The 23,709-nt window shown below is 43.4% G+C and carries 26 protein-coding genes and 4 tRNA genes; 3 read left to right on the top strand and 27 right to left on the bottom strand.

Annotated elements, in window-relative coordinates; genetic code table 11:
- Nucleotides 1-45: 45 nt before the first annotated feature.
- Genes LRM49_RS01210 through LRM49_RS01200 form a run of 3 tightly spaced genes read right to left on the bottom strand, consistent with a single transcriptional unit; the run spans nt 46 to nt 2,157 of the window.
- A complete protein-coding gene (locus LRM49_RS01210) occupies nt 46-1,116 on the bottom strand; it encodes a DNA recombination protein RmuC (protein ID WP_243778046.1) in 1,071 nt (356 codons plus the stop codon).
- An 18-nt stretch (nt 1,117-1,134) separates the two neighbouring features.
- A complete protein-coding gene (locus LRM49_RS01205) occupies nt 1,135-1,629 on the bottom strand; it encodes a hypothetical protein (protein ID WP_129637143.1) in 495 nt (164 codons plus the stop codon).
- A 45-nt stretch (nt 1,630-1,674) separates the two neighbouring features.
- Entirely contained in the window at nt 1,675-2,157 is a 483-nt protein-coding gene (locus LRM49_RS01200; protein WP_243778045.1) for a phosphatase PAP2 family protein, read from the bottom strand.
- Between the two features lie 79 nt (nt 2,158-2,236).
- Here LRM49_RS01200 and LRM49_RS01195 point away from each other — a divergent pair.
- A tRNA-Gln gene (locus LRM49_RS01195) sits at nt 2,237-2,311 on the top strand.
- A gap of 21 nt (nt 2,312-2,332) precedes the next feature.
- Here the strand turns inward: LRM49_RS01195 and LRM49_RS01190 are convergent.
- Both LRM49_RS01190 and trmD read right to left on the bottom strand, forming a co-directional pair.
- On the bottom strand, nt 2,333-2,752 hold the full coding sequence (locus LRM49_RS01190) for a hypothetical protein (RefSeq protein ID WP_243778044.1): 420 nt from the start codon (nt 2,750-2,752) through the stop codon (nt 2,333-2,335).
- A gap of 178 nt (nt 2,753-2,930) precedes the next feature.
- The gene (trmD, locus tag LRM49_RS01185) at nt 2,931-3,599 is read right to left on the bottom strand and encodes a tRNA (guanosine(37)-N1)-methyltransferase TrmD (RefSeq protein ID WP_243778043.1); all 669 of its coding nucleotides are present in this window, start codon (nt 3,597-3,599) and stop codon (nt 2,931-2,933) included.
- A gap of 104 nt (nt 3,600-3,703) precedes the next feature.
- Between trmD and LRM49_RS01180 the strand changes: the two genes are divergently transcribed.
- The gene (locus LRM49_RS01180) at nt 3,704-4,318 is read left to right on the top strand and encodes a hypothetical protein (protein WP_243778042.1); all 615 of its coding nucleotides are present in this window, start codon (nt 3,704-3,706) and stop codon (nt 4,316-4,318) included.
- A gap of 212 nt (nt 4,319-4,530) precedes the next feature.
- Here LRM49_RS01180 and LRM49_RS01175 read toward each other — a convergent pair whose 3' ends face one another.
- From LRM49_RS01175 to LRM49_RS01155, 5 genes are all read right to left on the bottom strand, one after another.
- Nucleotides 4,531-4,920 carry a KH domain-containing protein gene (locus LRM49_RS01175; protein WP_243778041.1) on the bottom strand — a complete coding sequence of 130 codons (390 nt, stop codon included), beginning with the start codon at nt 4,918-4,920 and terminating at the stop codon, nt 4,531-4,533.
- A gap of 70 nt (nt 4,921-4,990) precedes the next feature.
- Nucleotides 4,991-5,707, bottom strand: coding sequence for a ribonuclease III (gene rnc / locus LRM49_RS01170; protein ID WP_243778040.1), 717 nt, complete (start codon nt 5,705-5,707; stop codon nt 4,991-4,993).
- Nucleotides 5,708-6,205, bottom strand: coding sequence for an NUDIX hydrolase (locus LRM49_RS01165; protein WP_164999994.1), 498 nt, complete (start codon nt 6,203-6,205; stop codon nt 5,708-5,710).
- Nucleotides 6,186-6,644, bottom strand: coding sequence for a transcription antitermination factor NusB (gene nusB, locus LRM49_RS01160; RefSeq protein WP_243778039.1), 459 nt, complete (start codon nt 6,642-6,644; stop codon nt 6,186-6,188). The genes LRM49_RS01165 and nusB overlap by 20 nt, the downstream gene beginning before the upstream one ends.
- 24 nt (nt 6,645-6,668) lie before the next feature.
- Complete coding sequence (locus LRM49_RS01155; protein ID WP_164999843.1) at nt 6,669-6,815, bottom strand: hypothetical protein; 147 nt, start codon at nt 6,813-6,815, stop codon at nt 6,669-6,671.
- 135 nt (nt 6,816-6,950) lie between these two features.
- On the opposite strand from LRM49_RS01155, the gene LRM49_RS01150 reads away from it, so the two are divergent.
- On the top strand, nt 6,951-7,484 hold the full coding sequence (locus LRM49_RS01150) for a hypothetical protein (protein ID WP_243778038.1): 534 nt from the start codon (nt 6,951-6,953) through the stop codon (nt 7,482-7,484).
- 8 nt (nt 7,485-7,492) lie between these two features.
- On the opposite strand, the gene leuS is transcribed toward LRM49_RS01150, so the two are convergent.
- From leuS to LRM49_RS01065, 17 genes are all read right to left on the bottom strand, one after another.
- Nucleotides 7,493-9,994, bottom strand: coding sequence for a leucine--tRNA ligase (leuS, locus tag LRM49_RS01145; RefSeq protein ID WP_243778037.1), 2,502 nt, complete (start codon nt 9,992-9,994; stop codon nt 7,493-7,495).
- Nucleotides 9,995-10,059: 65 nt separating this feature from the next.
- Nucleotides 10,060-11,145 carry a hypothetical protein gene (locus LRM49_RS01140; protein ID WP_243778036.1) on the bottom strand — a complete coding sequence of 362 codons (1,086 nt, stop codon included), beginning with the start codon at nt 11,143-11,145 and terminating at the stop codon, nt 10,060-10,062.
- A 42-nt stretch (nt 11,146-11,187) separates the two neighbouring features.
- Nucleotides 11,188-12,477 carry a Mur ligase family protein gene (locus tag LRM49_RS01135; RefSeq protein ID WP_243778035.1) on the bottom strand — a complete coding sequence of 430 codons (1,290 nt, stop codon included), beginning with the start codon at nt 12,475-12,477 and terminating at the stop codon, nt 11,188-11,190.
- Nucleotides 12,478-12,636: 159 nt separating this feature from the next.
- Entirely contained in the window at nt 12,637-13,335 is a 699-nt protein-coding gene (locus LRM49_RS01130; RefSeq protein WP_243778034.1) for a histidine kinase N-terminal 7TM domain-containing protein, read from the bottom strand.
- Between the two features lie 19 nt (nt 13,336-13,354).
- Nucleotides 13,355-15,373 (bottom strand): NAD-dependent DNA ligase LigA, encoded by a 2,019-nt coding sequence (gene ligA / locus LRM49_RS01125; protein ID WP_243778033.1) that lies wholly within the window; start codon nt 15,371-15,373, stop codon nt 13,355-13,357.
- Nucleotides 15,348-16,445 carry a hypothetical protein gene (locus tag LRM49_RS01120; RefSeq protein ID WP_243778032.1) on the bottom strand — a complete coding sequence of 366 codons (1,098 nt, stop codon included), beginning with the start codon at nt 16,443-16,445 and terminating at the stop codon, nt 15,348-15,350. The genes ligA and LRM49_RS01120 overlap by 26 nt, the downstream gene beginning before the upstream one ends.
- A 2-nt stretch (nt 16,446-16,447) precedes the next feature.
- Complete coding sequence (locus tag LRM49_RS01115) at nt 16,448-17,323, bottom strand: M48 family metallopeptidase (protein WP_243778031.1); 876 nt, start codon at nt 17,321-17,323, stop codon at nt 16,448-16,450.
- Nucleotides 17,324-17,386: 63 nt separating this feature from the next.
- On the bottom strand, nt 17,387-17,956 hold the full coding sequence (locus LRM49_RS01110; protein ID WP_129634583.1) for a LemA family protein: 570 nt from the start codon (nt 17,954-17,956) through the stop codon (nt 17,387-17,389).
- Between the two features lie 47 nt (nt 17,957-18,003).
- Nucleotides 18,004-18,089: transfer RNA gene (locus LRM49_RS01105), tRNA-Leu, on the bottom strand.
- A 125-nt stretch (nt 18,090-18,214) separates the two neighbouring features.
- Nucleotides 18,215-18,288: transfer RNA gene (locus LRM49_RS01100), tRNA-Cys, on the bottom strand.
- Between the two features lie 68 nt (nt 18,289-18,356).
- Nucleotides 18,357-18,444: transfer RNA gene (locus tag LRM49_RS01095), tRNA-Leu, on the bottom strand.
- A gap of 24 nt (nt 18,445-18,468) precedes the next feature.
- Nucleotides 18,469-20,259, bottom strand: coding sequence for a peptide ABC transporter substrate-binding protein (locus LRM49_RS01090; RefSeq protein WP_243778030.1), 1,791 nt, complete (start codon nt 20,257-20,259; stop codon nt 18,469-18,471).
- Nucleotides 20,260-20,269: 10 nt separating this feature from the next.
- Nucleotides 20,270-20,506, bottom strand: coding sequence for a preprotein translocase subunit SecG (gene secG / locus LRM49_RS01085; RefSeq protein WP_129631344.1), 237 nt, complete (start codon nt 20,504-20,506; stop codon nt 20,270-20,272).
- A gap of 1 nt (nt 20,507) precedes the next feature.
- The gene (locus tag LRM49_RS01080; RefSeq protein ID WP_129634579.1) at nt 20,508-20,882 is read right to left on the bottom strand and encodes a phage holin family protein; all 375 of its coding nucleotides are present in this window, start codon (nt 20,880-20,882) and stop codon (nt 20,508-20,510) included.
- 51 nt (nt 20,883-20,933) lie between these two features.
- Nucleotides 20,934-22,511: a helix-hairpin-helix domain-containing protein gene (locus LRM49_RS01075; RefSeq protein WP_243778029.1), complete on the bottom strand. Its 1,578-nt coding sequence runs from the start codon at nt 22,509-22,511 to the stop codon at nt 20,934-20,936.
- Nucleotides 22,512-22,567: 56 nt separating this feature from the next.
- Entirely contained in the window at nt 22,568-22,915 is a 348-nt protein-coding gene (locus LRM49_RS01070; protein ID WP_243778028.1) for a DUF488 domain-containing protein, read from the bottom strand.
- A 66-nt stretch (nt 22,916-22,981) separates the two neighbouring features.
- Nucleotides 22,982-23,701, bottom strand: a complete 720-nt coding sequence (locus tag LRM49_RS01065; RefSeq protein WP_243778027.1) for an HD domain-containing protein — start codon at nt 23,699-23,701, stop codon at nt 22,982-22,984.
- Nucleotides 23,702-23,709 lie beyond the last annotated feature (8 nt).

The raw sequence follows: 23,709 nt of genomic DNA, 5'->3' as shown, positions 1-23,709 counted from the left end.
CTTCATAATAAAATATCCCGCTTAATCGGCGGGGTATTTTTTATGTCAATCTTCTTGAGTCGGCCGATCAATCAGCTCCGGCTGCGCTTGGTTATTGCCACCAGAAATTCGCACGACATCCTTATCAATCTTCCCTAGCTCCTTATAAGTATTGTTATAATGACCAACGGTTGTACTTAAACTCTTGCCCATTTTCGTCATCAACTCATCAAACTTTTTAATATGAACGCCCAATTGACCAACTCGAACTTGAATGTCTTTGGCCTGCTCTTCAATCTGCAGACTACGAAGCCCCTGAAGAACGGTCTGAAGGTACGCCAAAAAACTAGTCGGACTAACAATAATAACCCGCTTGTCCCGAAACGCATATTCAATCAGATCGCGACTCGAACCGCCCTGACCTACATTATTAATCAGAAGATCGTAATACAAAGATTCGCTAGGGATAAACATAAAGGCAAAGTCCATGGTGTTTTCGCGCGGACGAATGTATTTGCTAGTCTCGTCAATTCGCCCCTTAAGGTCAGCCTTCACCTTATTTAGCCACATTTCACGCTCAGATTTTGTCTCAGCGTTAATCATGCGATTGTAATTCTCCAAAGAAAACTTACTGTCCACCGGCAATACCTGCCCCTTGTCCAGAAAAATAACCGCGTCAACAATTTCACCGTCCTTGAAGCGATATTGCATTTGATATTGCTTGGCTGGCAAAACGTTATCCAACACACTCTCCAGATAAAACTCCCCAAAAACGCCACGCTGCTTTGGGTTTTGCAACACGTTTTGCAAGGTTTTCAGATCGGTCGCCACATCAACCACGCGCTTATTGGTCTCATCCAATTTCGCCAATCTCTGCGTCACATCAGTCACCAACTTCGCGCTTTCTGACAATTGTTTCTGCACGGAAGTTTGAACTTGCGCATTGCTTCGCTCCAATTTATCGCTAACGGATTCATTCAGTTTCGCAATAGTTCGCCCCAATTCCACGACATCGGTTTTAATTAGCTCGACGGATGATTGATTTTTTAGCTCGCTGATTTTTGATTGTAAGACAAATAAAGTCGCACCCAAACCAATAGTAATAACAATTAAGAGAATAATGATAATGATTTCCATACACTTAGTGTACAGTGATTATAACGCTAAGACAACTCGTGCTAAGATTGCGAATAAAGTCATAAATAAAATTGCTGCACCATTGCCACGAATTCTATTCAGCCAAATTAACGACAAGTATACCAAAACTGTCGCCAAAACTACCCATAGCAATGACAAAATCCAAGATCCGCCAGCCCATAGTGTAGCTCCCCACAATGACACAGTTGCCGCGATTACCACTAATAGAGGTCGCTTAATGCCGAATACCGCCAACACTGGAACTAGCATAATCCCCGCCAAAACTAACGCAACGTAAGATGCAATACTTGTGCTGTTTGCGCAAATAGAAATATGCTCAGCGTTCGCACAAAATACGGGTGTAATCATAAATTTATCAAACGCAAGCGCCAGCAACCAGATAGCCACGCCGCTAGCAACTAAAATCGCCAAAATCCTCAAGAAAACTCGCCTTGAAAATGGATATGTGTAATCTGATATTTCTTCACGGAAAATAGCTGACAATAATTTCATACGTAAATTGTAACGTAAACTTGTCAATATTGCAAATGTATATGCTTAAATATTATGTTTTTTCAAGAGATTCATCGGTTTATACCAAATAATCCCTACACAAGCAATCAATAATCCGCCAATAACGTCAAGCGGCGTATGCACCAGAGCAATAACCCGACCTACACATATTAAGATCGTCATAACCAGACAAATAACAGCCAGCCGCCAACTCTTTGCTCCGAAAAATACCGCCAAAGTAATCGCCATTGTAAATAGCGCATGGTCAGACGGAAAACCCGGATTATTAAGGAATGACGCGCCGGCAGATACACCCAGAATCTCGAACGGGCGCATCTGATCTGGTTGATAAATTGACCCGATAATTTTTGCCGCCACGTAAGCAGTCAAGCCAGCCATCAGCACCTGGCTATAAACTTGATACTTCTCTTTATTTGGAACCAATTTTATCAGCGCGTACGCACCAATTAGCACAACCGGCACCACTAGTCCATCAGCAATTAGCTTCACAATCCATTGCAAATCCATACTATAAGTATATCGCGTCGAGGCTGGCCAGTAAACGCTTGCGGAAATCATTTTTCTATAGTACAATTATGTTTGCCGTTGGGATGTCGCCAAGTGGTAAGGCAGCGGGTTCTGGTCCCGCCATTCGGGGGTTCGAATCCCTCCATCCCAGCCAAGTTTGAAATTTAGCAGCCAGTTATTTGGCTGTTTTTTTCGTTGGTAAATTTGCACAGATCAGCAAAGCCCACATCACGAATACCAGAAAAATCGCAGCCACATTATTCACATTCTTTATCGTTGCACCAAATATCACCGCCGCATGACCATTCGCAAACGCCAAAAAACCAATTGCCGTCATAATCCCCAAACTCAAAAAACCAGCCATTCTGCTCGTCAGAGTAATTCTTTTTGGCATATCCATATCAATTAAAAACGGCAACGACACCAGCTCAACAACCACCAATATTATCGCAATCGGAAGACTCAAATATGGCATAATCCCTGTAGAAGTAAGGACTGCAGAAAACTTCTCAAACGTAAATAATTGACATAATAATGGCACCATTATTAATAGTCCTGTAATCAATTTAACAATTTTATTCACTTTTATAGACATAATTTCAGTATAGCTTGCACGTCAAAAAAGCTCAAGCTTGTTGTATTTTTTACGAAAGCACTTGCACTTTTTATAAAAACGTCATAAAGTTAAACCAGCGAACGTTACAAAAATAAACACCATAAAACAGTATCTTTCGCTCTACGACAAATCCACCACAACTTAAAATACCCCGTCTCTATGGGGTATTTTTATTGGTCAATATTCGCGATTGTTCGGCGCGCCACTCGGCAATTTTTCCGTGATGTCCACTCAGTAAAACATCTGGCACACGTAAACCTTTAAACTCCTCAGGTCGTGTATATTGTGGGAATTCCAACGTTTCTCCATCTGAAAAACTTTCAATTTCCGCAGACTTTTCGCCGCCCAAAACTCCAGGAATCAACCTAACAATAGAATCAATCATCATCATTGCCGCCAACTCTCCGCCTGTCAGCACAAAATCGCCGATACTCCACTGTTCGTCAACCAACTCCAAAATTCGCTCATCAACACCCTCGTATCGCCCGCAAATAAATATCACACCCCTATCATCATCGGCTTCTTCCTGAGCTTTAGCCTGCCTCCAACGTTGCCCTCGCGGACTCATTAGTACCACCTTCGCTGTTTCATCCTGATATTTCGCAAATTCCACCGCTTTCCATAACGGCTCGATCATAAGAAGCATCCCGTCGCCGCCGCCATAAGGAGTATCATCAACTTGACGACGAGGACCCAAACCAAACTCCCGCAAATTCACTGTCGTAAGCTCTACAATACCGTCTTTCTGAGCCTTCCACATCATGGAATTATTAAAAACTCCCGTCGTCATTTCTGGGAAAAGCGTAATTACTTGAAACTTTCTCATCTGTTACAGTGTAGCAAGTGTTGACTTTTTTGTCCAGGTATGATATATATGTATCAGCTTTTGTTCAACCGAACAGAAGTAGCCCTTACATAGGAAGGAAAGCCATGCACAAGGACGCTGAATCATGGGAAATGACGCTCGCGGAATGCGGGATTCTCCAACGTTCTACCGTAGAGGAAAGTGACAATGGTTACGTTTACGTCACTATCATCGCCTCAACCTCTACAACTCCGGACGACTCCGACGAGAGTTCAGAAGATCTCGCTATGGAGATCTTCTCTGGAGTCGAAGTGAGTGAGGTCTATATCGACCATCACTTCGATGGAGGGGGTGAGTACATTGGAACAGGTGCTACATTTGTGTCTTTGTACGACAAGTGCGTCATCCAGTTCCAAGACCCTGAATTGTATGACGCCTTCGAGCCGAACAAGGAGTCCGCCCGACTTGATGGCGAGTTCGGGGAAATTGATTGGGGTTGGGGCGAGCCCCTAATCCACCTCTTCAGCCTCATCAAGGAGGCTGCCGATACTGCCGGTAGTAGCCTGGCTAACACCCTGCTCCTGTCGGGCACCTCGGAAGTGTACTTGCAGCGTATCTACGAGCCCGAGGAATGTCGCAAACTCCTCCCACAGCGGAGGGAGAACAGCGATTACGAGCTCTGGGATAACGCGAATCCGGCGTGGGCGCTGATGGCGCGCCATACCGGACGTGAGGGCTAACCCGCCCGCCAATGAGAATAGCTCGCCTTGAGGCTTAAGCCTCGGCCGAAGCTCTTGGCGGGCTATTTTCATGTCTTTTTATAGAAATTATTCCCCACCAAAAAACCGTCCCAATAAGGACGGTTTTTTAGCACAAATAAGGCTCTCAATGGTTACCCATTGTCTCGCATAGAGCTGTTCTCGCATAATGTCTGTGCTTGAACTGGTTTTAATTATATATCAAGATCGTCGAGTTCTGCAAGCTCTTTTCTGGTGTTTTCTGCGTAAGATGATTCATTTTCCACAGCTTCATCTGTTGAGTTATCCACAGAAGCACTACCGTTATAATCATTTTCTTCACGCGCGCCAGAAAAACCGTCATTGTTAACAATCTTCAAGTTATATCGAGCGTCATTCTTTGCACCCAAAGCTCGCAGAAGTGTGCGCAAGCTCTGTGCCGTACTACCACGCTTACCAATAACTCGACCCAAATCTGCTGGATTAACTGTCAATGTTAGTAAAACGCCTTTTTCGTCAATTGTTCGGTCTACTACGACGTCTTCTGGATGTCCAACCAACGCCTTTACAGTATATTCTACAAACTGCTGATCTATTGTTGACATTCTGCCCCTCCTCCTGGAATTAAACTGTATTTTCATTATACACGAGCAGTTTACGCCGTGCAAACTTTAATTATTTCCCGCCAGATTCTTTATATTTAGCAATTGCAGCACGAGCAGCTTGCTGTTGGGCAACTTGCTTAGACGGACCAATGCCTCGTCCCATCATATTATCGCCAACAAAAACCCCAAGAGTAAAGACCTTATCATGATCTGGGCCTTCTTCACTCAGGACTTTATATACCGGCGTTTGATTGTCAACTCGTTGAGAAATTTCCTGCAAATATGACTTCGGATCACGCCAACTGCCCGACTCCAAAATTCCATCCAACTTAGCAATTATATGCTTGTGAATAAAATCGCGAGCATCGTCAAAGCCACGCTCCAAATAAATCGCGCCGATTACCGCCTCAAATGCATTAGCTAAAATCTGTAAATGCGCTCGCTCCGAGCCGTTCTTCTCGCCCTTTGACATACGAATCAGCGGACCATAACCCAACTTATCGCCAGCATCACCAATACTTTCCGTTCGCACCAAAGCTGCCCGCCAAGCAGTCAAAATTCCCTCTGGCTCGGAAAAATGCGTAAACAAATATTCCGTTACCGCCAATTCCAAAACCGCATCACCTAAAAATTCCAAGCGCTCATTGTGATGATGAACAGATTTTCGATGCTCATTCACATAGCTACGGTGAGTCAAAGCTGTAATCAGCAAATCCAAATTCGTAAATTCAAAACCTAATTTTTCGCGCGCAAAATCTTGATATGGCGCAGTGTTCATTCCGTTCATTTATAAGTTCTCCTGTCTAATTCGTTTCATCGCTAGAAGAATCAGCTTGCCAATATCTTCATATTCAACTTCATCCAGCGCCTCATGAAAACTAAACCATTTAAGTCCATTCATCCACTCTTCCTTTTGGAGTTTCTCGTTAGGATCCAGCGCCTTAACTAGATAAACTTGCGTTGTCATCAATACCAATTTATCAATTCGACGATAACGAAAATTCACCTTGCCCAGCCAGCCGTGCAGTTCAATTTTCTTCAATCCAGTTTCCTCGCCGATTTCCCTACGAGCCGTCACTTGAGCTGTTTCACCTGGTTCAATGTGTCCTTTGGGAATTGTCCAGCGATCGCGAGCGTCCTGATATAGCAAAAACTCCGCCTCGCCCTTTTTATTACGACGAAAAATCACGCCACCAGCAGTTGGTTCGCGTACAATTTCCTGAATCAATGGCTTCTTGCTGCCACCAAAATATTTTTTTATCTTATCAAAGTTGCTTGTTCTCACTGTCGGACTCCTCCACGAGAGTACGGAGTGCCGTGCCAAGCACGCCATTCACAAACTTACCCGAGTTATCCGAACCGAACGCTTTTGCTAGCTCTACCGCTTCGTTAATCACCACTTTTGGCGGAACGGTATCTGCACAATATAGCAATTCATATAAACCAATTCTAAGTACCGCCCGATCAATTCGCGGCAACTGACTGATAGGCCATTCTGGCGCCAATGGCTGCAATTTCTCATCCAATTGACTCTGCGTCGAAAGTACGCCGCTGATCAAATTATCGATAAATTCAATATCGTCAACCGATGATTTATATTCAGCCAAATTACGCTTTAAAATAGTCTTATAATCAACACCGCTATCACCAACCTCTTTGCGAAATTCATGTTCATAAAGTGTTTGCAGTGCGACAATTCGTCCCAAATGACGGTTTGATGCCATTATTAAGCGTCCTGTTCGTAATTATTATTTTGTTGTTTTACCAGTTTCACGCTTGGTTGTTTTCACCTTAACTGGTGAAGTTGCGTTAACACGACGTGCCAATTTTAATACCAAGTGACTGCGACGAAGACCAGTTTTACGTGGGCTACTCTGTTTCTTAGGTTGTGCCATAATTTATTCTCCTCTTTTAGGTTGTCATAAAACTTACGTACCATTATACCTTTTTTATCAGATAATCTCAATAGCTTATCTGAAAATTAGACGATAGTATTGACTTTTTGTATTGGTTATGTTAATATATGAAACATGAGTAAAGAACAATTTACACTACAGAGTAACAATGAAGACGACAGACCTGTAATAGAAATACCGAAATCTGCAGTTAAAATCGGTGCAGTAACATTAGCCGCGTTAGGATTAGCTGGAGCTGCGAGTGTCCTGGGCTTATTCTATAGCCCTAAATCACCAGAAAAAGGACCAAGCCCTGCCCACCGAGTAGCTCAAGTTGTAGAGGATTATAGCAATGGAATCATCACGGAGCTACCAGAAGATACAGAAATTCGCACTGTCACGCTTGAAGAAGGAGAAAATCCGACTTCGGTAGCCGAAACAGCCATGAAAGAATACAACGAAGAAAATCCTGAAAATAAAATAGACCCTAATGAGGCAAGAAGCTCCATATATGAAACTGCTGTCTACATGAAAGATCGCTACAAAAGCGAGACTGGCAACTCAGAGACCCAACCAGGAACTACCACCGTCGACATTGTCATAGGTGACATAGACGGTGACGGAAAGCCAAGCATAGCTATAACGAAAATAGAAGACAAATCTAAATAGACCGTTTTCTAAACCACAATATTCACCAGTTTACCCGGAACATAAACCATCTTTTTAGGTGGTTTATTGTTTGTGAATTTCCTGACATTCTCATCAGCCAGAGCCGCTTCTTCAACACTCTGCTTGTCCATATCACTCGGCAGTTCAAGTTTCGCACGAAGCTTACCGTTCACTTGAACTATAATAATCATCACGCTACTATTTAGATATTTTTCATCCCACTTCGGCCAGTGACCAACGTGAACCGTATCGTCATGACCCATTTCACGCCACAATTCCTCTGTGATATGCGGAGCAAAAGGCGCCAAAATCTGAGTCAAACTTTCTAATGCAAATCGCCATTCATATGACATGTCAATTCCGTGCGATTCTTTTATCTTATACAAGCCATTGACCATTTCCATCATCGAAGCCACGGCTGTATTAAACTTCTCATCTTCAATATCGCGAGTAACTTTTTTAATCGTCAAATGAGTTAATCGCAATAATTCTTGAGCTGTTTTTTCATTCGCGTCAAGAGAGTCGTTTGGATTCTTATCAACAAACTCCTGAACCAAGTTCCATGCTCGATTTAAGAATCGATAAGTTCCCGGAACGCCACGAGGATCCCATGGTGCGTCCATATCATAAGGCGCGATGAACATTTCGTAAACTCGCAACGCATCAGCGCCGTATCCGCTGTCCATAATCTCCATTGGATCAATGACATTTCCCTTAGACTTGGACATTTTCTGACCGTCTGGGGCCATAATGTATGCATTGTACATCATTCTCTTGAAAGGTTCGGGAGTTGGAACGAGACCGAGCTTATAGAAAAATCGCATCCAAAAACGACTGTATAGCAAGTGAGCCACGGCGTGATCGGCGCCATTGTAATAATCAACCGGCATCCAATGGTTAATTCTCTCAGGATTCCACGCTTCATTATCATTGTGCGGGTCGAGATATCGTAAGAAATACCAACTAGAACAGGCATAGCCATCCAAAGTGTCAGTCTCACGTCGACCTTCTACCCAATTATCGCCGTCAGGTTTATTTTCTGTAATTGGCACAGTTTTTCCAGTTTCAACATCCACCCAGACTCGTACCCAATCATCAACCTGGGCCAAAACGGAAGTATTACCGCCCGTTGGCTTAAAGTTCTCCACCTCTGGCAAAATCACCGGCAGGCATTCGTCAGCCACGGCAATTGGCGCACGACCATCAACATGGACAATTGGAATCGGAGCACCCCAATAGCGCTGACGAGAAATTAGCCAATCGCGCATTTTATACGTGGTTTTACTTCGCCCAGAATTCTGTTGCTCCAGCCACGCAACAATTTGCTCGCGAGCATCCTCACTCCTAGTTCCATTAAATTGTCCGGAATTTATCAACTCACCTTCACCAGAATAACAGCCAACATCGGCTGAATGCTCAGGCTTATCAATAACTTGGACAATCGGCAAGTCAAACTTCTCGGCAAACGCAAAATCGCGCTCGTCGTGTGCTGGTACAGCCATGACTGCGCCGGTTCCATAGCCGCCCAAAACATAATCCGCCACCCAAATCGGCAATTTTTGACCATTGACTGGGTTTATGACATAGCTGCCAGTAAATACGCCTGTTTTCTCTTTATTCTCTTGACGTTCAACATCAGATTTTTGTTGCGAAGCTTGGATATACGCTTCAACCTTTTCGCGCGTATCAGAATTGACCAACTGAGAAATCAGAGGATGCTCCGGCGCCAAAGCTACATACGTCGCGCCAAATAACGTGTCAGGACGAGTTGTAAAAACTATAATCTTGGAATCTTGACCACTAACCGCAAACTCAACTTCCGCACCAACTGATCGACCAATCCAATTCTTCTGCATGGTTTTAACCATTTCCGTCCAATCAAGCGCATCGGTTGCCTCTAAAATTTCATCTGCATACGCCGTAATTCGGAAAAACCACTGCTTGAGATTTCGCTTGGTTACAGGATTACCGCAGCGCCAACATTTGCCACCTTCAACCTGTTCGTTAGCAAGCACCGTGTTATCAGTTTCACACCACCATTGTGGCTGCTCTTTTTGATATGCCAAATCGTGCTTGTATAATTGCGTAAAAATCCACTGAGTCCATTTGTAATATTCTGGATCGGCTGTAGAAATTTCTTTTGTCCAATCATAACTAAACCCAAGTCGCTTCAATTGCTCCTTAAAGTGAACTTTCGCCTCATCGTGCGCTACACGTGGCGTTTTTCCGACTTTAATAGCGTAATTTTCAACCGGCAAACCAAAGCTGTCCCAGCCTATTGGATGATAGACATTATAGCCCTGCTGACGCTTGAATCGCGCCTTGATATCGGCAAATTGAAAAGTGCGACCGTGGCCAATGTGAATTCCAGCTCCTGTAATCCCCGGAAGCATACTCAAACTGTAATATTTCGGTCGGGTCGTGTCATTAAAATCAACCGCGTAAGTACCGTCAGCTTCCCATTTGTTTTGCCATTTTTGTTCAATTTCTGTCGGATTATAGCGTCTCATATCTGTAATTATAGCAAATAATCCCGCTCATTACGAACGGGATTATTATTAGACAATTAAGCTATTTACCTAGTCGAGGTTGATGATAATCCGCTCGAATACCCTTCCATAAAACCTTCTACAAACTCTTTCAAGCTCTCAGCACTCGAAGGAACCTTGATTTCCTCAGACTTGTTCATATTAATGTCAAATGAAATTTCTACAGAAGCCTTCTTATCATTACCCTTAAGCTCTACAGCCTTCAGTTCATGAGATGACCTATCAACCCACACCTTCAATGAAGATTCGTCAATAGATGTCGATTCGTCATTACTATCGTAGCCATTCGATTTTCCGCACTTACCGAGTGCCTTGCCTGCTGATGAATTTTTAAACTCATCATTAAATTTCGACAATTTACCGTTATCGCCCTGTAATTCAAAACCACGTCCACCATTACGATCGCTGATCTTTGAGTCTTTTATAGTGAAGAAGCTATTCTTTTGATAAATCTGAGCCAATTCCTTACGCGCACTTTCGTCACTTTGGATTTTCTTCAGAGCGTTAATTCCACACTTGTATTCGCTACCGATTTCATCTGGAGAAATCTTCATCCACGTGTCGCTCATTTTATCTATCTCAGAACCCATCTTCTCCAATGTCTGATCACGGTAAGTTTCTATTTGAGATCTTGATAGGTTTCCGCCAGAGGAAGACTCCATAACTATCTCAATCAAAGTACCATACAAATCCTTAAAGTTATTTATCTTCACATATATCGTTCCGTCACTATCAAGAACCGCATCACCCTTAAGAGGGATATTTTTCTCAACTCCCTTAATATTAAGCTTAGCGTCAATATTCGCCTTTGATTTTCCCGAATCAGTAGCAGTCTTTACGTTTAGCTCTATTTTTCCTTGGTCGCGCATGTCAACAACTACCTTACCGTCGGCAGTCATCTTCTTTGCCATGATAGCATTAGACACAGCGTCTGTAACCATCTTTTCTGGATTCTGCCACCACAAGAAATAAACTAGCACAGCAGAGATAATAGCAATAAGAGCTATAACTCCCAGCACTATGCCAATTATCAATCCCGTTTTCTTCTTTTTTGGTTGCATCGGCACGCCATTATATTGCGGCTGCGGTGCAGGTTGATTACCTTGATCCATCATTCCCCCTTGTTTTATATGCCTTGAATTTAATATATCACATTAATCTTTAAATTGTGAGAAAAATTGGTTTTTCCTAGCAATCCACTCCGGTGTTTGCCTGACTAAGTATTTATCGTCCTCAGTGCTATGAAGGTTGATTTTTATAGATTCCTCTAGCCATACGCCGCCACTTGAGCCCTTAAACAGAGCAACGCCTTCAGATTTCAATTTGTCGCGCACGAAAGACCCAGCCTCGATAGCATTCTTACATTCCTTCACCTGGCAACCTTTTTGACGAGCGGTCGGCGCCAAATATTGATTAGCTTTCTCACCAACCGTCACAACCCAATCCAACAAATCCGGGCTACAATGAGAACCAAGTTCAGCGTGAGCTTGCTCGAAAATCCCCTTTAAGCCATTCATATTGCCAAGTACAGCAATTCGCTGCGGAGTCTCAATTCGATACAAAGACTGTAAAGCCGCCAAGGCAGTCAACGGCGTCGAACTATAACTATCATCAATCAACCAAGTATTGTCCGCACCCTTCAGCAAATTCATCCTGCCAGGTAGTGGACGCAAATTCTCTATACCTTTTTTTATATTCTCCTCAGTTTCACCAAACGCATACCCAATAGCCGCCGCCACAATTGCTGGACGAATATTATGCTCGCCAATTAGCTTAACATTGACCTCTAATCCGTTAGGATTTTCTGGCGACACAATAAAGCCGTGATGCCCGTCTTTCAGAGAAAAATTACGATCGTCAAAATTATACTCTGCCACCGGATCACTTCCGTAAGTAGTGATATTAGGATTCGTCAAAAAGCTAGCAAAACGCCCATCAATGTCATCACGATTTATCATCGCCATTCGCGAGAAATTCGCCAGCGAAATCATCTCGTTCGCCACCTCCTCCAAGGAATATTCAACCTGCATTCGACCATTCGTCACAGAAGTTACAACCGTAATATCTGGCACGACGTAAGCCTTAAACCAGTCGTTATAGCCAAGCTCCTTTGGATTAAATTCCTGAACAATCACTTGGACTTCCGGTTTTTCAGCCTTAACTCTCTTCTTTACGGCGCGCATCACTTTCCACCATTTGAACAAGCCTTTTTCAGGCATTTTCACGCCCATCATCTGAAGAAAAACATCTGCTTTCGTCTTCGGCTCTTCATTGCGAAGTTGAATATCAAATTGTTGCGCCAAAACCGTACCGATAGCTATTTTCGCACTAGCCTTTCCGGCACTACCAGTTATCGCCACAAGCTTCACATCTGGATGAACAGCAAAAAATTCTCGCACTAATTTTGCTAGTTTTTCTTCCCTCTTTTTTGAAACAGTAACCATAACTATATCATACCATAAGCATTATAGAAGAGCTGCTACGCGCCCACCCGGGGCATATTTGAATATGTGTTTGTCTTTCAATTGGCAAGCATAGGAGAATGCCCCTATGCGTACCAGCTCATGCTTAATTATGCATTATCGCCCAAAAAAACACAAGCATCATTTCTCATTTACGTATTCTGGCAAAACTTTCCCAGCTAAAACTACCGCCATCAAAACTGCAAATCCACACATAATTGACGGAATTCCGATAATAGTCGATGGATCGATGATATTGACAAACGTCGTAGGCGCCATAAATAGAACATATCCCACAATCAACGAACCTAGAGAACGCCGAATATGTTTGCTGGAGGTTTTACTCCTAACATACGCATAAGCAATTGCCGCAAATAATAGGCCGTAATAATACAGACCATACCACATTCCGACGCCCGGCTGGTTCTCAAAAATCACATAATTACCCAGGCAAGCCCCAGACTTAATTCCGTTAGCCTCCAATAGAAAATAACTAATAAACATTGCGGCAAAAGTGTAGCCAAGTACAGGAATCCATCGCCTCTTATCGCCAGAAATTTCATATATCAAATGAATACCCAGAGGCGGAAGCATAGTGATTGCAATATAGCCAAGTTTAGCCCAGCCGAGATTATCCAGAAAAATCGCACCTTCACAAACGTTATATTCAGCCCATTGAAACAGCGCCAAACAAATCAACAGCATGATCACAATCTTTGTCACGGCATTCAATTTATATTTCCAAAAAGTATATATCGCCAGAATAATTTCAATTGTCAACGTCGCCAACATTACCGCTGGAGAAAAACAATAGAGTCTCGGTTTTTTAATCTTATCCATGCGTAAATTATACATTAATTCATCCCGCGTTTTCTATCATTCTCAACAACTCTTCTTCGTCAATGATTTTCGTGCCGTATTGCTCAGCCTTTTTCAATTTGCTAGCACCAACCTTACCACCAGCCACCAAATATGTCGTGTCTTTAGAAACTGCGGTTTGAAAAACTCCACCGAGATTACGAATTTTATCCGCAGCAGCGTCGCGCCCCATAGATTTCAGGGTGCCCGTGATGACAAAACTTTTTCCACTCAAACCGCCAGATTTTTTATTAAACTGAGGAACAACACCTAGTTCGGTGAATTTATTGAGCAATTTTACGTTATCCTCATCAGCAAACCACGCCACCACAGATTCGGCAACAATTTCACCCACGCCATCAACTTGTCGCAAATCATCAATCGTCGCTTTCGCCAAATTTTCCATGCTCTCAAAATGATTCGTCAAATCAATCGCCGTTTGCGCGCCAATATGACGGATTCCCAAACCGTACAAAAATCGCTCTAATTCTGGACTTTTTTTATCAGCAATTGCCGAGATTAACTTTTGTGCAGAAATATCAGCAAACCGATCCAGTTCCAACAAATCGTCTTTAGTAAGCGTAAAAATATCCGCCAAATCGCCGACCAAACCATTGTCAATCAAAACTTCCACGTTCTTTTCGCCAAGCGTATCAATGTCAAGCGCGCCCTTAGACGCGAAGTGTGCCAGAGCTCGCTTCAAAATCAGCGGACCGTTAGAGCCCTTAACTCGATAAACAGCTTCACCTTTCGGTCGCACAAATTCCAACTCCGGATATTGCCGTTTTAGCTCTGCTTCATAATCAATTGGCTCAGAGTCTGCGGGTCGCAACTCCTTCAAAACACTCTCAACTTGCGGAATAATATCGCCAGCCTTAAAAATCACCACAGTGTCGCCTCGCCGAATATCCAAACGCTCAATTTCATCGGCGTTATGCAAACTGGCGTGCTGCACCGTAGTTCCCGCCACTACTACTGGATCAAACACAGCCACCGGAGTCGCCGCGCCAGTTCGCCCGATAGAGATTACTATATCTCTAACAATCGTCGTAGCCTCTTCAGCCGCATACTTATAAGCCACCGCCCCACGCGGATTTTTGCCCACCATCCCGAGATTATCATATATCTCTCGATCATTAATCTTAATAACCAGCCCGTCCGTATTAAACGGCAAATCATGACGCTTGTCACTCCATTCGTCAACAAATTTCATCACGTCAGACAAATTATCAAAAACACTGGCTTGCTGATTGCGAGAAATCCCCAGTGCCGTCAAAGCCTCGTAAGCAAAACTATTCGTCGGAACTTCCGAACCATCATCGCGAATTACATCATATCCACGAAAATGCAACGGACGCGCCGCTACCAGCGCAGGATCTAATTGACGAATTGTCCCCGCAGCCAAATTGCGCGGATTAGCAAATGTAGGCAATCCTAAAGATTTCTGCTTTTCATTAAGCTCTTCAAAATCCCGTTTCAGCATAACAATTTCGCCGCGAATCTCTGTCCGACCACGCAAAAAATTTTCAAAACCTGCCGCTTTACGCAAACGAAGCGGTACGTTTTTAATAGTCCGAACATTATTCGTTACATCTTCGCCAACAAAACTATCGCCGCGTGTCACAGCTTGGAATAGCACACCGTCGACATAAATCAACGCGCACGCCAAGCCGTCCATTTTTATATCCGTAAAAAATTCATGTCGCTGACCCGGTATCAATTTATCAGTTCGCTCAATCCACGCCCTAACTTCACTCTTATCAAAAACATCATTCAAACTGACCATTCGGCGCGCGTGCCCTACTTTTTGAAAACCGTCGAGCAGCTTATTTCCAACTCGCTGCGTAGGGCTATCAATAGTAATCAGTTCCGGATGATCCGATTCAATTTTCTTCAGCTCATCCATCAGACTGTCATAAACCGCATCGCTCACACTCGGCTTATCTAAGGTGTAATATTCGTAGCTATAACGATTTAATAGGTCTTTAATTTCGTCAATTCTTGGTTTTTTTGGTGTCACTTTCAACCACCTTTCTGTAGAACAAATAGACATACACAGAAATCATAATTATCGTTACGTAAAGTAAAATCAAGCCAGTTGTTGGGACAATTGGCAGCCAGTCGATACCACTAATCCATCCCTTCAGCGCGCCGTCAAGCAGAATTACCGGAATCAGAACAACCGCCCACAAAAGCACGGACATAACAACAGCCCACGCAAATCTCAGCAAAATCCTTAGTCTTCGACCCGTCACAATATCACCCGACAAACGCAACGCGTGAAACGGATACATTCCCGGCAATGTTACGATGATCATCGCAAAAACCGTAGAAGTCGCCCAATAGACGGACATCGCCACTATTAGAATCGCCGCACCGCCAGCCGCCATCAGAATCGGCGTTTGATTTAACACTCCCGAAGCATTAAGCGCGCTATAAATAATCACCGCCACTGCCGCCGGCACCATTTGAATTAGGAAAACTCCGACGACAATTATCAGCGCAATTATAGGCGATCCAGAACTATATAAGCCATCGCGCATTTTCGGTTTTTTACCAATTAAAATAGCTCGCGTCAGCCAAACGGACGACAACCAAGTTAATAGTCCCAGAAAAATTCCCGCCGCTTGCTGCATATTTCCACCAGCCGTTCCGCTACCAGAAATATAACTAACCGCAACGCCAGAGAATAGGCTAATTGTTGTATAAATTCCGCCGAATCCATTTGACTCAGCCTGATTCATCACATCCTTAAGTTGTTGATATGTGTCTTGCGACATAACGCTGGCTAAGGCAAACGTCAATATCGACATAATGATGATTAACGCCAGAAAAGTCTTCTTATTTCGCCATACCAGACGACAAGCCTCACTGGTCAGCGACCAATATCCTGGAATTTTAAGATCTCGTTGGTAATCTCGCCGCTTAGTTAACCGAAAACTACGATGAGGGCGACGCTGCAGAAAATTACGCCGCTGCTGATTTAATTTACTAAAGTCACGCTTAATACCAGGCCATACACCTTTTTTATGATCAATATTTGACTTCTTAGGGTTCTTGACTACTCGTTTTTTGGAGGTTTTCGTTGCCATAATTACATCTTTGTTGCGTTATTCCTCAACCTTGCAATTCTATCTTCTAGAGGTGGATGAGTACTAAATAGTTTCGAGAAAAATCCGGGTTTCAAAGGATTATTCATGAACAAATTGGCAGTGGAAGAACTTTGTTTTTGCATTGGTCTGCCGTATTGGCGCAATTTTTCCAGCGCGCTTGCTAGCCCTTCAGTGTCTCGTGTCAATAATACTCCCGAAGCATCCGCCAGATATTCACGCTGTCTACTGACTGCCAATTGAGTTATCGTTGCCAAAAGCGGCGCCAATATACCCACAATCAACCCGAAAGCGTAGATGATAGGATTAACATCTCTGTCGCGGTCGTCGCTATAAAACATCATTCTAAGTGCCAAATCCGCAAACAACCCAATTGCGCTAACCAAACCAAAAGCAATCATACTCACACGGATGTCGTAATTTCGCACGTGACTCATTTCATGCGCCATAACCGCCTCCAGCTCACGCTTGTCCATAATATCCAAAAGTCCAGTAGTCGCACCAACAATAGCGTGATTTGGGTCGCGACCAGTCGCAAAAGCATTTGGAGCTGGATCGTCGATGATATAAACTTTCGGCATCGGCATACCAGAAGTGATAGACAAATTTTCCACCACTCGCCAAAGTTCAGGAGCGTCATTTTTACTAATTTCCTGAGCGCCAGTCATCATCATAGCCAACTTACCAGCTATAAAATATTGCAACCAAGCATATAATATCGCACATATAAAAATGATGAGCGCTAGTGAATAGCTATCAGTTGCCGCTCCAATAAACAGACCAATAATTCCAATAATTATCACAAACACAGACATAATTAATATTGTGTTGCGTTTGTTTTGAGAAACTGCATTGTACATATGTTAATTATATCAAAAATCGCCCGCCAAAAATAGACGAGCGATTTTCATTTCAGGGTTCGATTAGAACTTTACTTCAACTGGATTTTCGACGCTTGCACGGTCCTCGACGTCGAAGAATTCCTTAGCCTGGAAGCCAAACATTCCCGCGATGATGTTTGTTGGGAAAGTCTGAATCTTCGTATTCAGGTCACGAACACCACCGTTGTAGAATCGGCGAGCTGCTTGGATTTTGTCCTCAGTATCAACCAATTCTTGTTGTAATTGCAAGAAGTTTTGATTTGCTTTCAATTCTGGGTAAGCCTCAGATACAGCAAACAAGCTCTTCAAAGCGCCCTCCAAAGCGTTTTCAGCCTTAGCGGTCTCAGCCACGCTGCCAGCATTCATAATTGCTGAACGAGCTTCTGCGACCTTCTCAAACACTTCTTTTTCATGTGTAGCGTAGCCTTTTACTGAATTGACCAAATTTGGAATTAAATCAGTTCGGCGCTTTAGCTGAACAGTAATGTCGCTCCATGCTTCTTCTACGCGGTTGCGCAACACAACTAAACCATTATACGCACCGATTACAACTCCTACGAGTACTAATAAAACTACCACTGTAACAATAAGTACAATTACCAATGGACTCATTTCTTACCTTGTCTCTTTCCTATTCAATATTACTTTCTTTATAACTTTGGTGCGCAAGGCGGGAATCGAACCCGCACGACTTTTGGTCAAGGGATTTTAAGTCCCTCGCGTCTACCAATTCCGCCACTCGCGCTTATTTATATACAATCCAGACGCCCGCGCGCCAGACTACTTATATTATACTATATTCGCTAAGTAAATTGTACAATTTCGCAAAATAAAAAATAGCCCAGTACTCAGGACTATTTATCAAAAAATTGGAGGCACGTACGAGAGTCGAACTCGTCTAAAAGGTTTTGCAGACCTCTGCGTAACCGCTCCGCCAACGCGCCACCGCCTTTATTATATCAGATTTTATAAAACATATCACAAACAATTAGTCTAATAATTGCAATATGTTTGGTGCGAGCGAGAAGACTTGAACTTCCACGAGCGCAATGCTCACTAGCCCCTCAAGCTAGCGCGTCTACCAATTCCGCCACGCCCGCATAACCACTTACCATTATACCCGATTACGGGGTTTTGTAAACGGACTTTTTCTCTGTCGCCCAATATTGAACATCGACATAGCGATCGACGGGATTGATAACTTCGGTGCTTGCGTCGAGAGCTTTAACGTTCCGAATATGAATATAGTCAAACTTCGGCTGATACAAGGCAATTGCTGGGGCGTCCGCTTGCCAAATAGCAGTGAACTTCGCGTAACGATCAGCGCGCTGCTTCGCCGATATTTTAGATCTACCGCTCTCCAAAGCATCGTCCGCTATTGCATTATTGTAATTGGAGAAATTCAAACCATTGTTGGTTGCCTGCGAAGAATGCCAATAGGCGTAAACATCGGGGTCGCCGCCCAAGGAGAGCTCATAAACCAACACATCAAAATTGCGCGGCTGCAAAACTGTCTGAAGAATATTTTGAGTGGCGTCGTTTGGATCGACAACTTTAATATCCGATTCTATGTTCAGTTCGTCATACCAAACTTGAGCCAAGTACCTAGCGACCTTTTCGTAATTGCTATTCTTCAGAACGACCACGTTGAGCTTTAATTTATCATTTCCCTTCTGGCGAACATTATTTACATTCTTCCAGCCCTCAGCGTCAAGTAGAGATTTCGCTTTCTTGACGTCATAACTAGACGAGTTCGAGCTCTTTCCCAGGAATTTGTTAAGCGTTGGACCAGATAATTCCTCTGTAGACAATGACAAAGATTGGCGCAGCTTGGATGTGTCGACACTGAGCGACAAAGCTTGACGAACAGCTTTTGATCGCAAGAACTGACTGTTGTTATTAAACAGCGCGTAAACTCCGTTATTCAAAGAATGCGCTTCTGCGACATACATAGATTTTACCTCGGCGGATTGATCGTTATAAATCAATTCTGGAGTTCCTGTAATTTCTCGCGTACGCAAACTTTTCGCGATATCATCCTGCGTCGGATATGCGTACAACTGGAATCGCTCTAACTTAGGCGTGCCGCCATAATAATTGCTATTCGATTGCAAATATAGCACTTTTTTGCTGCCATCGCTCGTTACGTTCTGCAGCAACCTAAAGGCGAACGGACCGCTGGATATAGGCGACTTATTAAAATCATGTTCACGTAAATTCGACGGCTTAACGTCTTTTAATATATGCTTAGGGATAATCGGGAATGTCAAAGCGTGGACAAACGGTGAATATGACGACGGCAAGATGAACTTCACCGAATCGTCAGACACTTTCTCGAATTTTATGGATTTCCAGCCTGATATTTCAGCTCCAACTTCTGGATTCGCCAATAACTTTAACGTAAAGATTACGTCGTCCGCCGTTAGATCTTGCCCGTCCGACCACTTCAAGCCCTTTTTCAGCTTAACTGTATATTCAGTTTCTTTATCGTTCACGCTGACACTATCCGCCATGTCGGCCTTTATATTGCCCGTTGAGTCATATCGATACAAACTTGAAAATAGCAATTTCGCGGCGGATTTTTCAGCATTGGTTTTTGCGAAAATCGGATTTAGGTTTTCCAAAGGACCCAGCACGCCCTCAGAATATGATCCGCCAGAAGTATACGCCATTGTCGTGAAAGAATTGCGAGAAATATGCCACTGCACCGCACTGGCGCCAATCATCACCAATACTAAGATAATCCAAACAGAAACTCGACGTCGCACATTAGACAAACGATCCAATCTGGATGTCACGAATTTATGCGCATGGCGCAAGCTTCCCTTTTCAATCTTGCGCAGACGCTTATTGACATCTTTACTGGAAACTTTTAGCCGCGCAAAACGATTCCATGACGAATTATCCGAGCTCAAATCTATTCTCCTATTTTTGCAATCCCGGCAAAATCATACTTGCCAAAATCGATAGCACAAAAATCACCGCAAAAACAATAGTTACGTCAAACAAGTTTTTATCAAATCCGCGACGAGTAGTGAATAATTCCCCAGACGAACCGAATCCCGCACCCAAACTTGCGCCTCTTTGCTGCAACAAAATTGCGATAATCATCAGTACGGCAGATCCAAGCGTCACGTACGGTAAAATTGTATCAATTGACATATTACTCCTTTTCTTCCCGCTGCAAAACCAGCGCGCTACTTATAATATAGTTTACCAAACTCAATATAATCCCGGCAATAATTGAATGCGCAAAAGTCATAGAAATTCCTGGCGCCAAAGCTAACGAAATGTAAACCATAAAGCCGTTCACAATTAAAGTAAACAGTCCTAATGTCAATAGAATTGCTGGCAGAGCTAAAATTGTAACAATTGGCTTCAATACGCTATTCACTACCGAAAATATCAGCCCAGCCATCATAAACGTCCACGCAGAAGTTGCGCCCGGAGTTTCATTTCCAAGCAGCCGCACCGCAACCCAAATGCCTACCGAGTTAAGAATTAGCCGAATCAAAAACGTTGCAAATTGTCTTTTCATTAGTCTTATTATATATAATTTATGCTTTATTGTCGATTGGTCGCCCAAAACTTAAGACAAGCGCTTAATCAAATCTGCCTTTTTCGCACCAATTTCTGCCTGCAATTCCGTATAATCCGCCTCGATAATTTTTTTCACACTACCAAACTTCCTCAACAATTTCGCGCGTGTCTTTGGGCCAATTCCCGGAATTTCTTCCAGTTGGTTTTTCGTCTGATTTTGACGCTTCAGCGCCGTATGATAGCTCACAGCAAATCGGTGTGATTCGTCACGAATCCGCTGGAAAAGCTTGACAATATCTGTCGTCGCAATAGAACTTTTTGTAAAATTATCCCGACTGGAATCGTCATCAATAACAGAGCCTCGTAGATTCTTTGAATGCGAGCCGGCGTTGCGCTGAGCAGGATGCAGATTTACCACATACACATCATTGTCTTCGTGAATAGCGATGTCCTGATGAATAGATTTTTGCAATTCTTCAATGCGCGTTACGTCAATTTGCGAGCCAGTTTTATGAATAATAATTTCTTCCTCGCGCTTAGCGATGCTAATAATCGGCAATTTTATTCCGCGCTCATCCCTTGCCTTAATCGCCGCCAAAAGTTGACCCTTTCCGCCGTCAATCAACAACAAATCCGGACAACCCCAGCTTTTGATATTTCGCTCGCCAAGCCGCCTAAAAATCACCTCATATATATTTCCAGTGTCGTCGTTTTTTTCGCTCACCTTAAATTTGCGATATTCCGCACGATCGCTCGCACCATTCGTAAAAACTACCATACTCGCCACGACTTGACGTCCGCTCATGTGCGATATATCATAGCCCTCAATTCGCACTGGAATATTTTTAAGGCCAAGTAGTTTTGCTAAATCAGCCAGCGCCTTGTCTTTTGAAATATCCAAAAATTCCTTGTCGCCAAACATAACGCGTCGCTGAAGTTCTTGCATGGCGCGCAACTTATTCCTCAGACTTGCCGCCCGCTCAAAATCGTGAAGTCCCGCAGCCGTTTTCATATCACGCTCCAACTCCACAGCAATAGCCTTGCGATTTCCCTTGATATAACTTATCAATTTACGCAGACTAGCTTTATACGCGTCCGAACCATCACTTATTTTCGGACTTAAACCCAAATCCTCATCCAACTTTGATTGACCGGGGCGTCTTTGGTGAGTGAGATACGGAAAAATTCGCCTCAAATAACGCAACGCTTTTTTCAACGCAAAACCATTGTAAAATGGACCAAAATAATCCGCACCATCATCGGCAGGATTCCGCGTAAAACTGACCGTCGGCCAATCGCTTTTCATATCAATCCGAACGTACATCTGAGATTTGTCGTCGCGCAGCAGAACGTTGTATCGCGGCATATATCGCTTGATCATCTCGCTTTCCAAAAACAGCGCATCAACCTCACTTTCAGTTTCAATCCAATCAGTATCAAAAATCTCCGCCACCAGTGCCATAGTTTTATTATCTCGCCCGCGCGAATCTTGAAAATACTGACGTACGCGATTTTTAAGAACCGCCGCCTTGCCAACATAAATTACCTCGCCACTCGCCGACTTATGAAAATAAACGCCGGGCGTTCGCGGCAAAGTTTTTAGCTTGGCTTGCAATGCTTGATTCATTAAATATATTACAATCTAAATACGACAATTATGCAAGCGTTCTTCTAGCGATTGACCTAATCTTCCAGCCACTTTTTGAGAACTATCGCCTGATTATGTTCCGCATCTTTGGCGCCGTATAACAGCGTAACAGCAGATTGTTCGTTCCAATTATTCTTTGCTTCGGCAGCCGCAGGATTGTTATCTAGCTCCTTCATATAACGGCGAGAAAATTCCGGGAATTTTTCTGGATCGTGATTAAACCATTTACGCAATTCATCAGTTGGGGCAATTTCTTTATTCCACTCGTCCAATACAGCTCGTTCTTTGCTAATTCCGCGCGGCCACAATCGATCGACCAACACGCGATAACTATCGTCTGACGCGGTCGACTCATAAATCCGTTCAATTTTATACTTTGTCATAATTTCATATAACTACAAAGCATTGATCAGATCAATAAAAAGCGAAAGCTAACCATTCTTCAATACTTATTCGACGCTACGTAAATATTCTTCCAAAAACTCGCTCCAGTCGGACGCATTCTTCTCGCGGAAATAGGCGCGAAGAAAATCAACCATAATTTGATGACGATCTTCTGCTTCTACTCGTCCTGGCTCGGTCAACATCAAACCCTTCAATTTCAGCAGCTTCTCAAAGAAGTGATTGATAAATCCGTCAGTGTCATGCGTATTGCCGTCAGCGTTATATTCGTGCGCCGCCAGATTGACATTCGGCCAAACTTTAGGATCAAAAATCCGCCCGCCATGATGACAAGCATAGACCAACGCCCGCTCAATGCCAACTGCACCAATAGCGTCACACATATCAGCGTCAGACGCCAATTTCCCCGCCAGCCGCTGCGGCTGCTTACCATTCAGTCGTTTGCTATAACCAATCGCCGCAATATTTTCCAGCACAACCTGACTTAAATCATCAGCTATCTCTGCCTGCGCCATAATATTTACTGCATTCGTCAATTTTTCCGCCTGCGTTTTACCGACTAATTTATAATCATCAACATCATGCAGCCAAGCCGTCAATAGCACCTCTTGTAGATTAACCGATTCACTGCATTCATTAGCAAAACGCTCTGCCAGCAACGCCACTCGCTCGACATGATCATCAGCATGTCCCGAAGTGTCGCCGCCCAGTAACTGCCGAACTTTAGTCTTTACTATTTCAAGCTGGGAAATTTGTCGATCATTCATACTCATAT

The sequence above is a fragment of the Candidatus Nanosynbacter sp. HMT-352 genome, from assembly GCF_022819365.1.
Taxonomy (GTDB): Bacteria; Patescibacteriota; Saccharimonadia; order Saccharimonadales; family Saccharimonadaceae; genus Nanosynbacter.
This window is presented reverse-complemented; position numbering and strand designations above follow the sequence as displayed.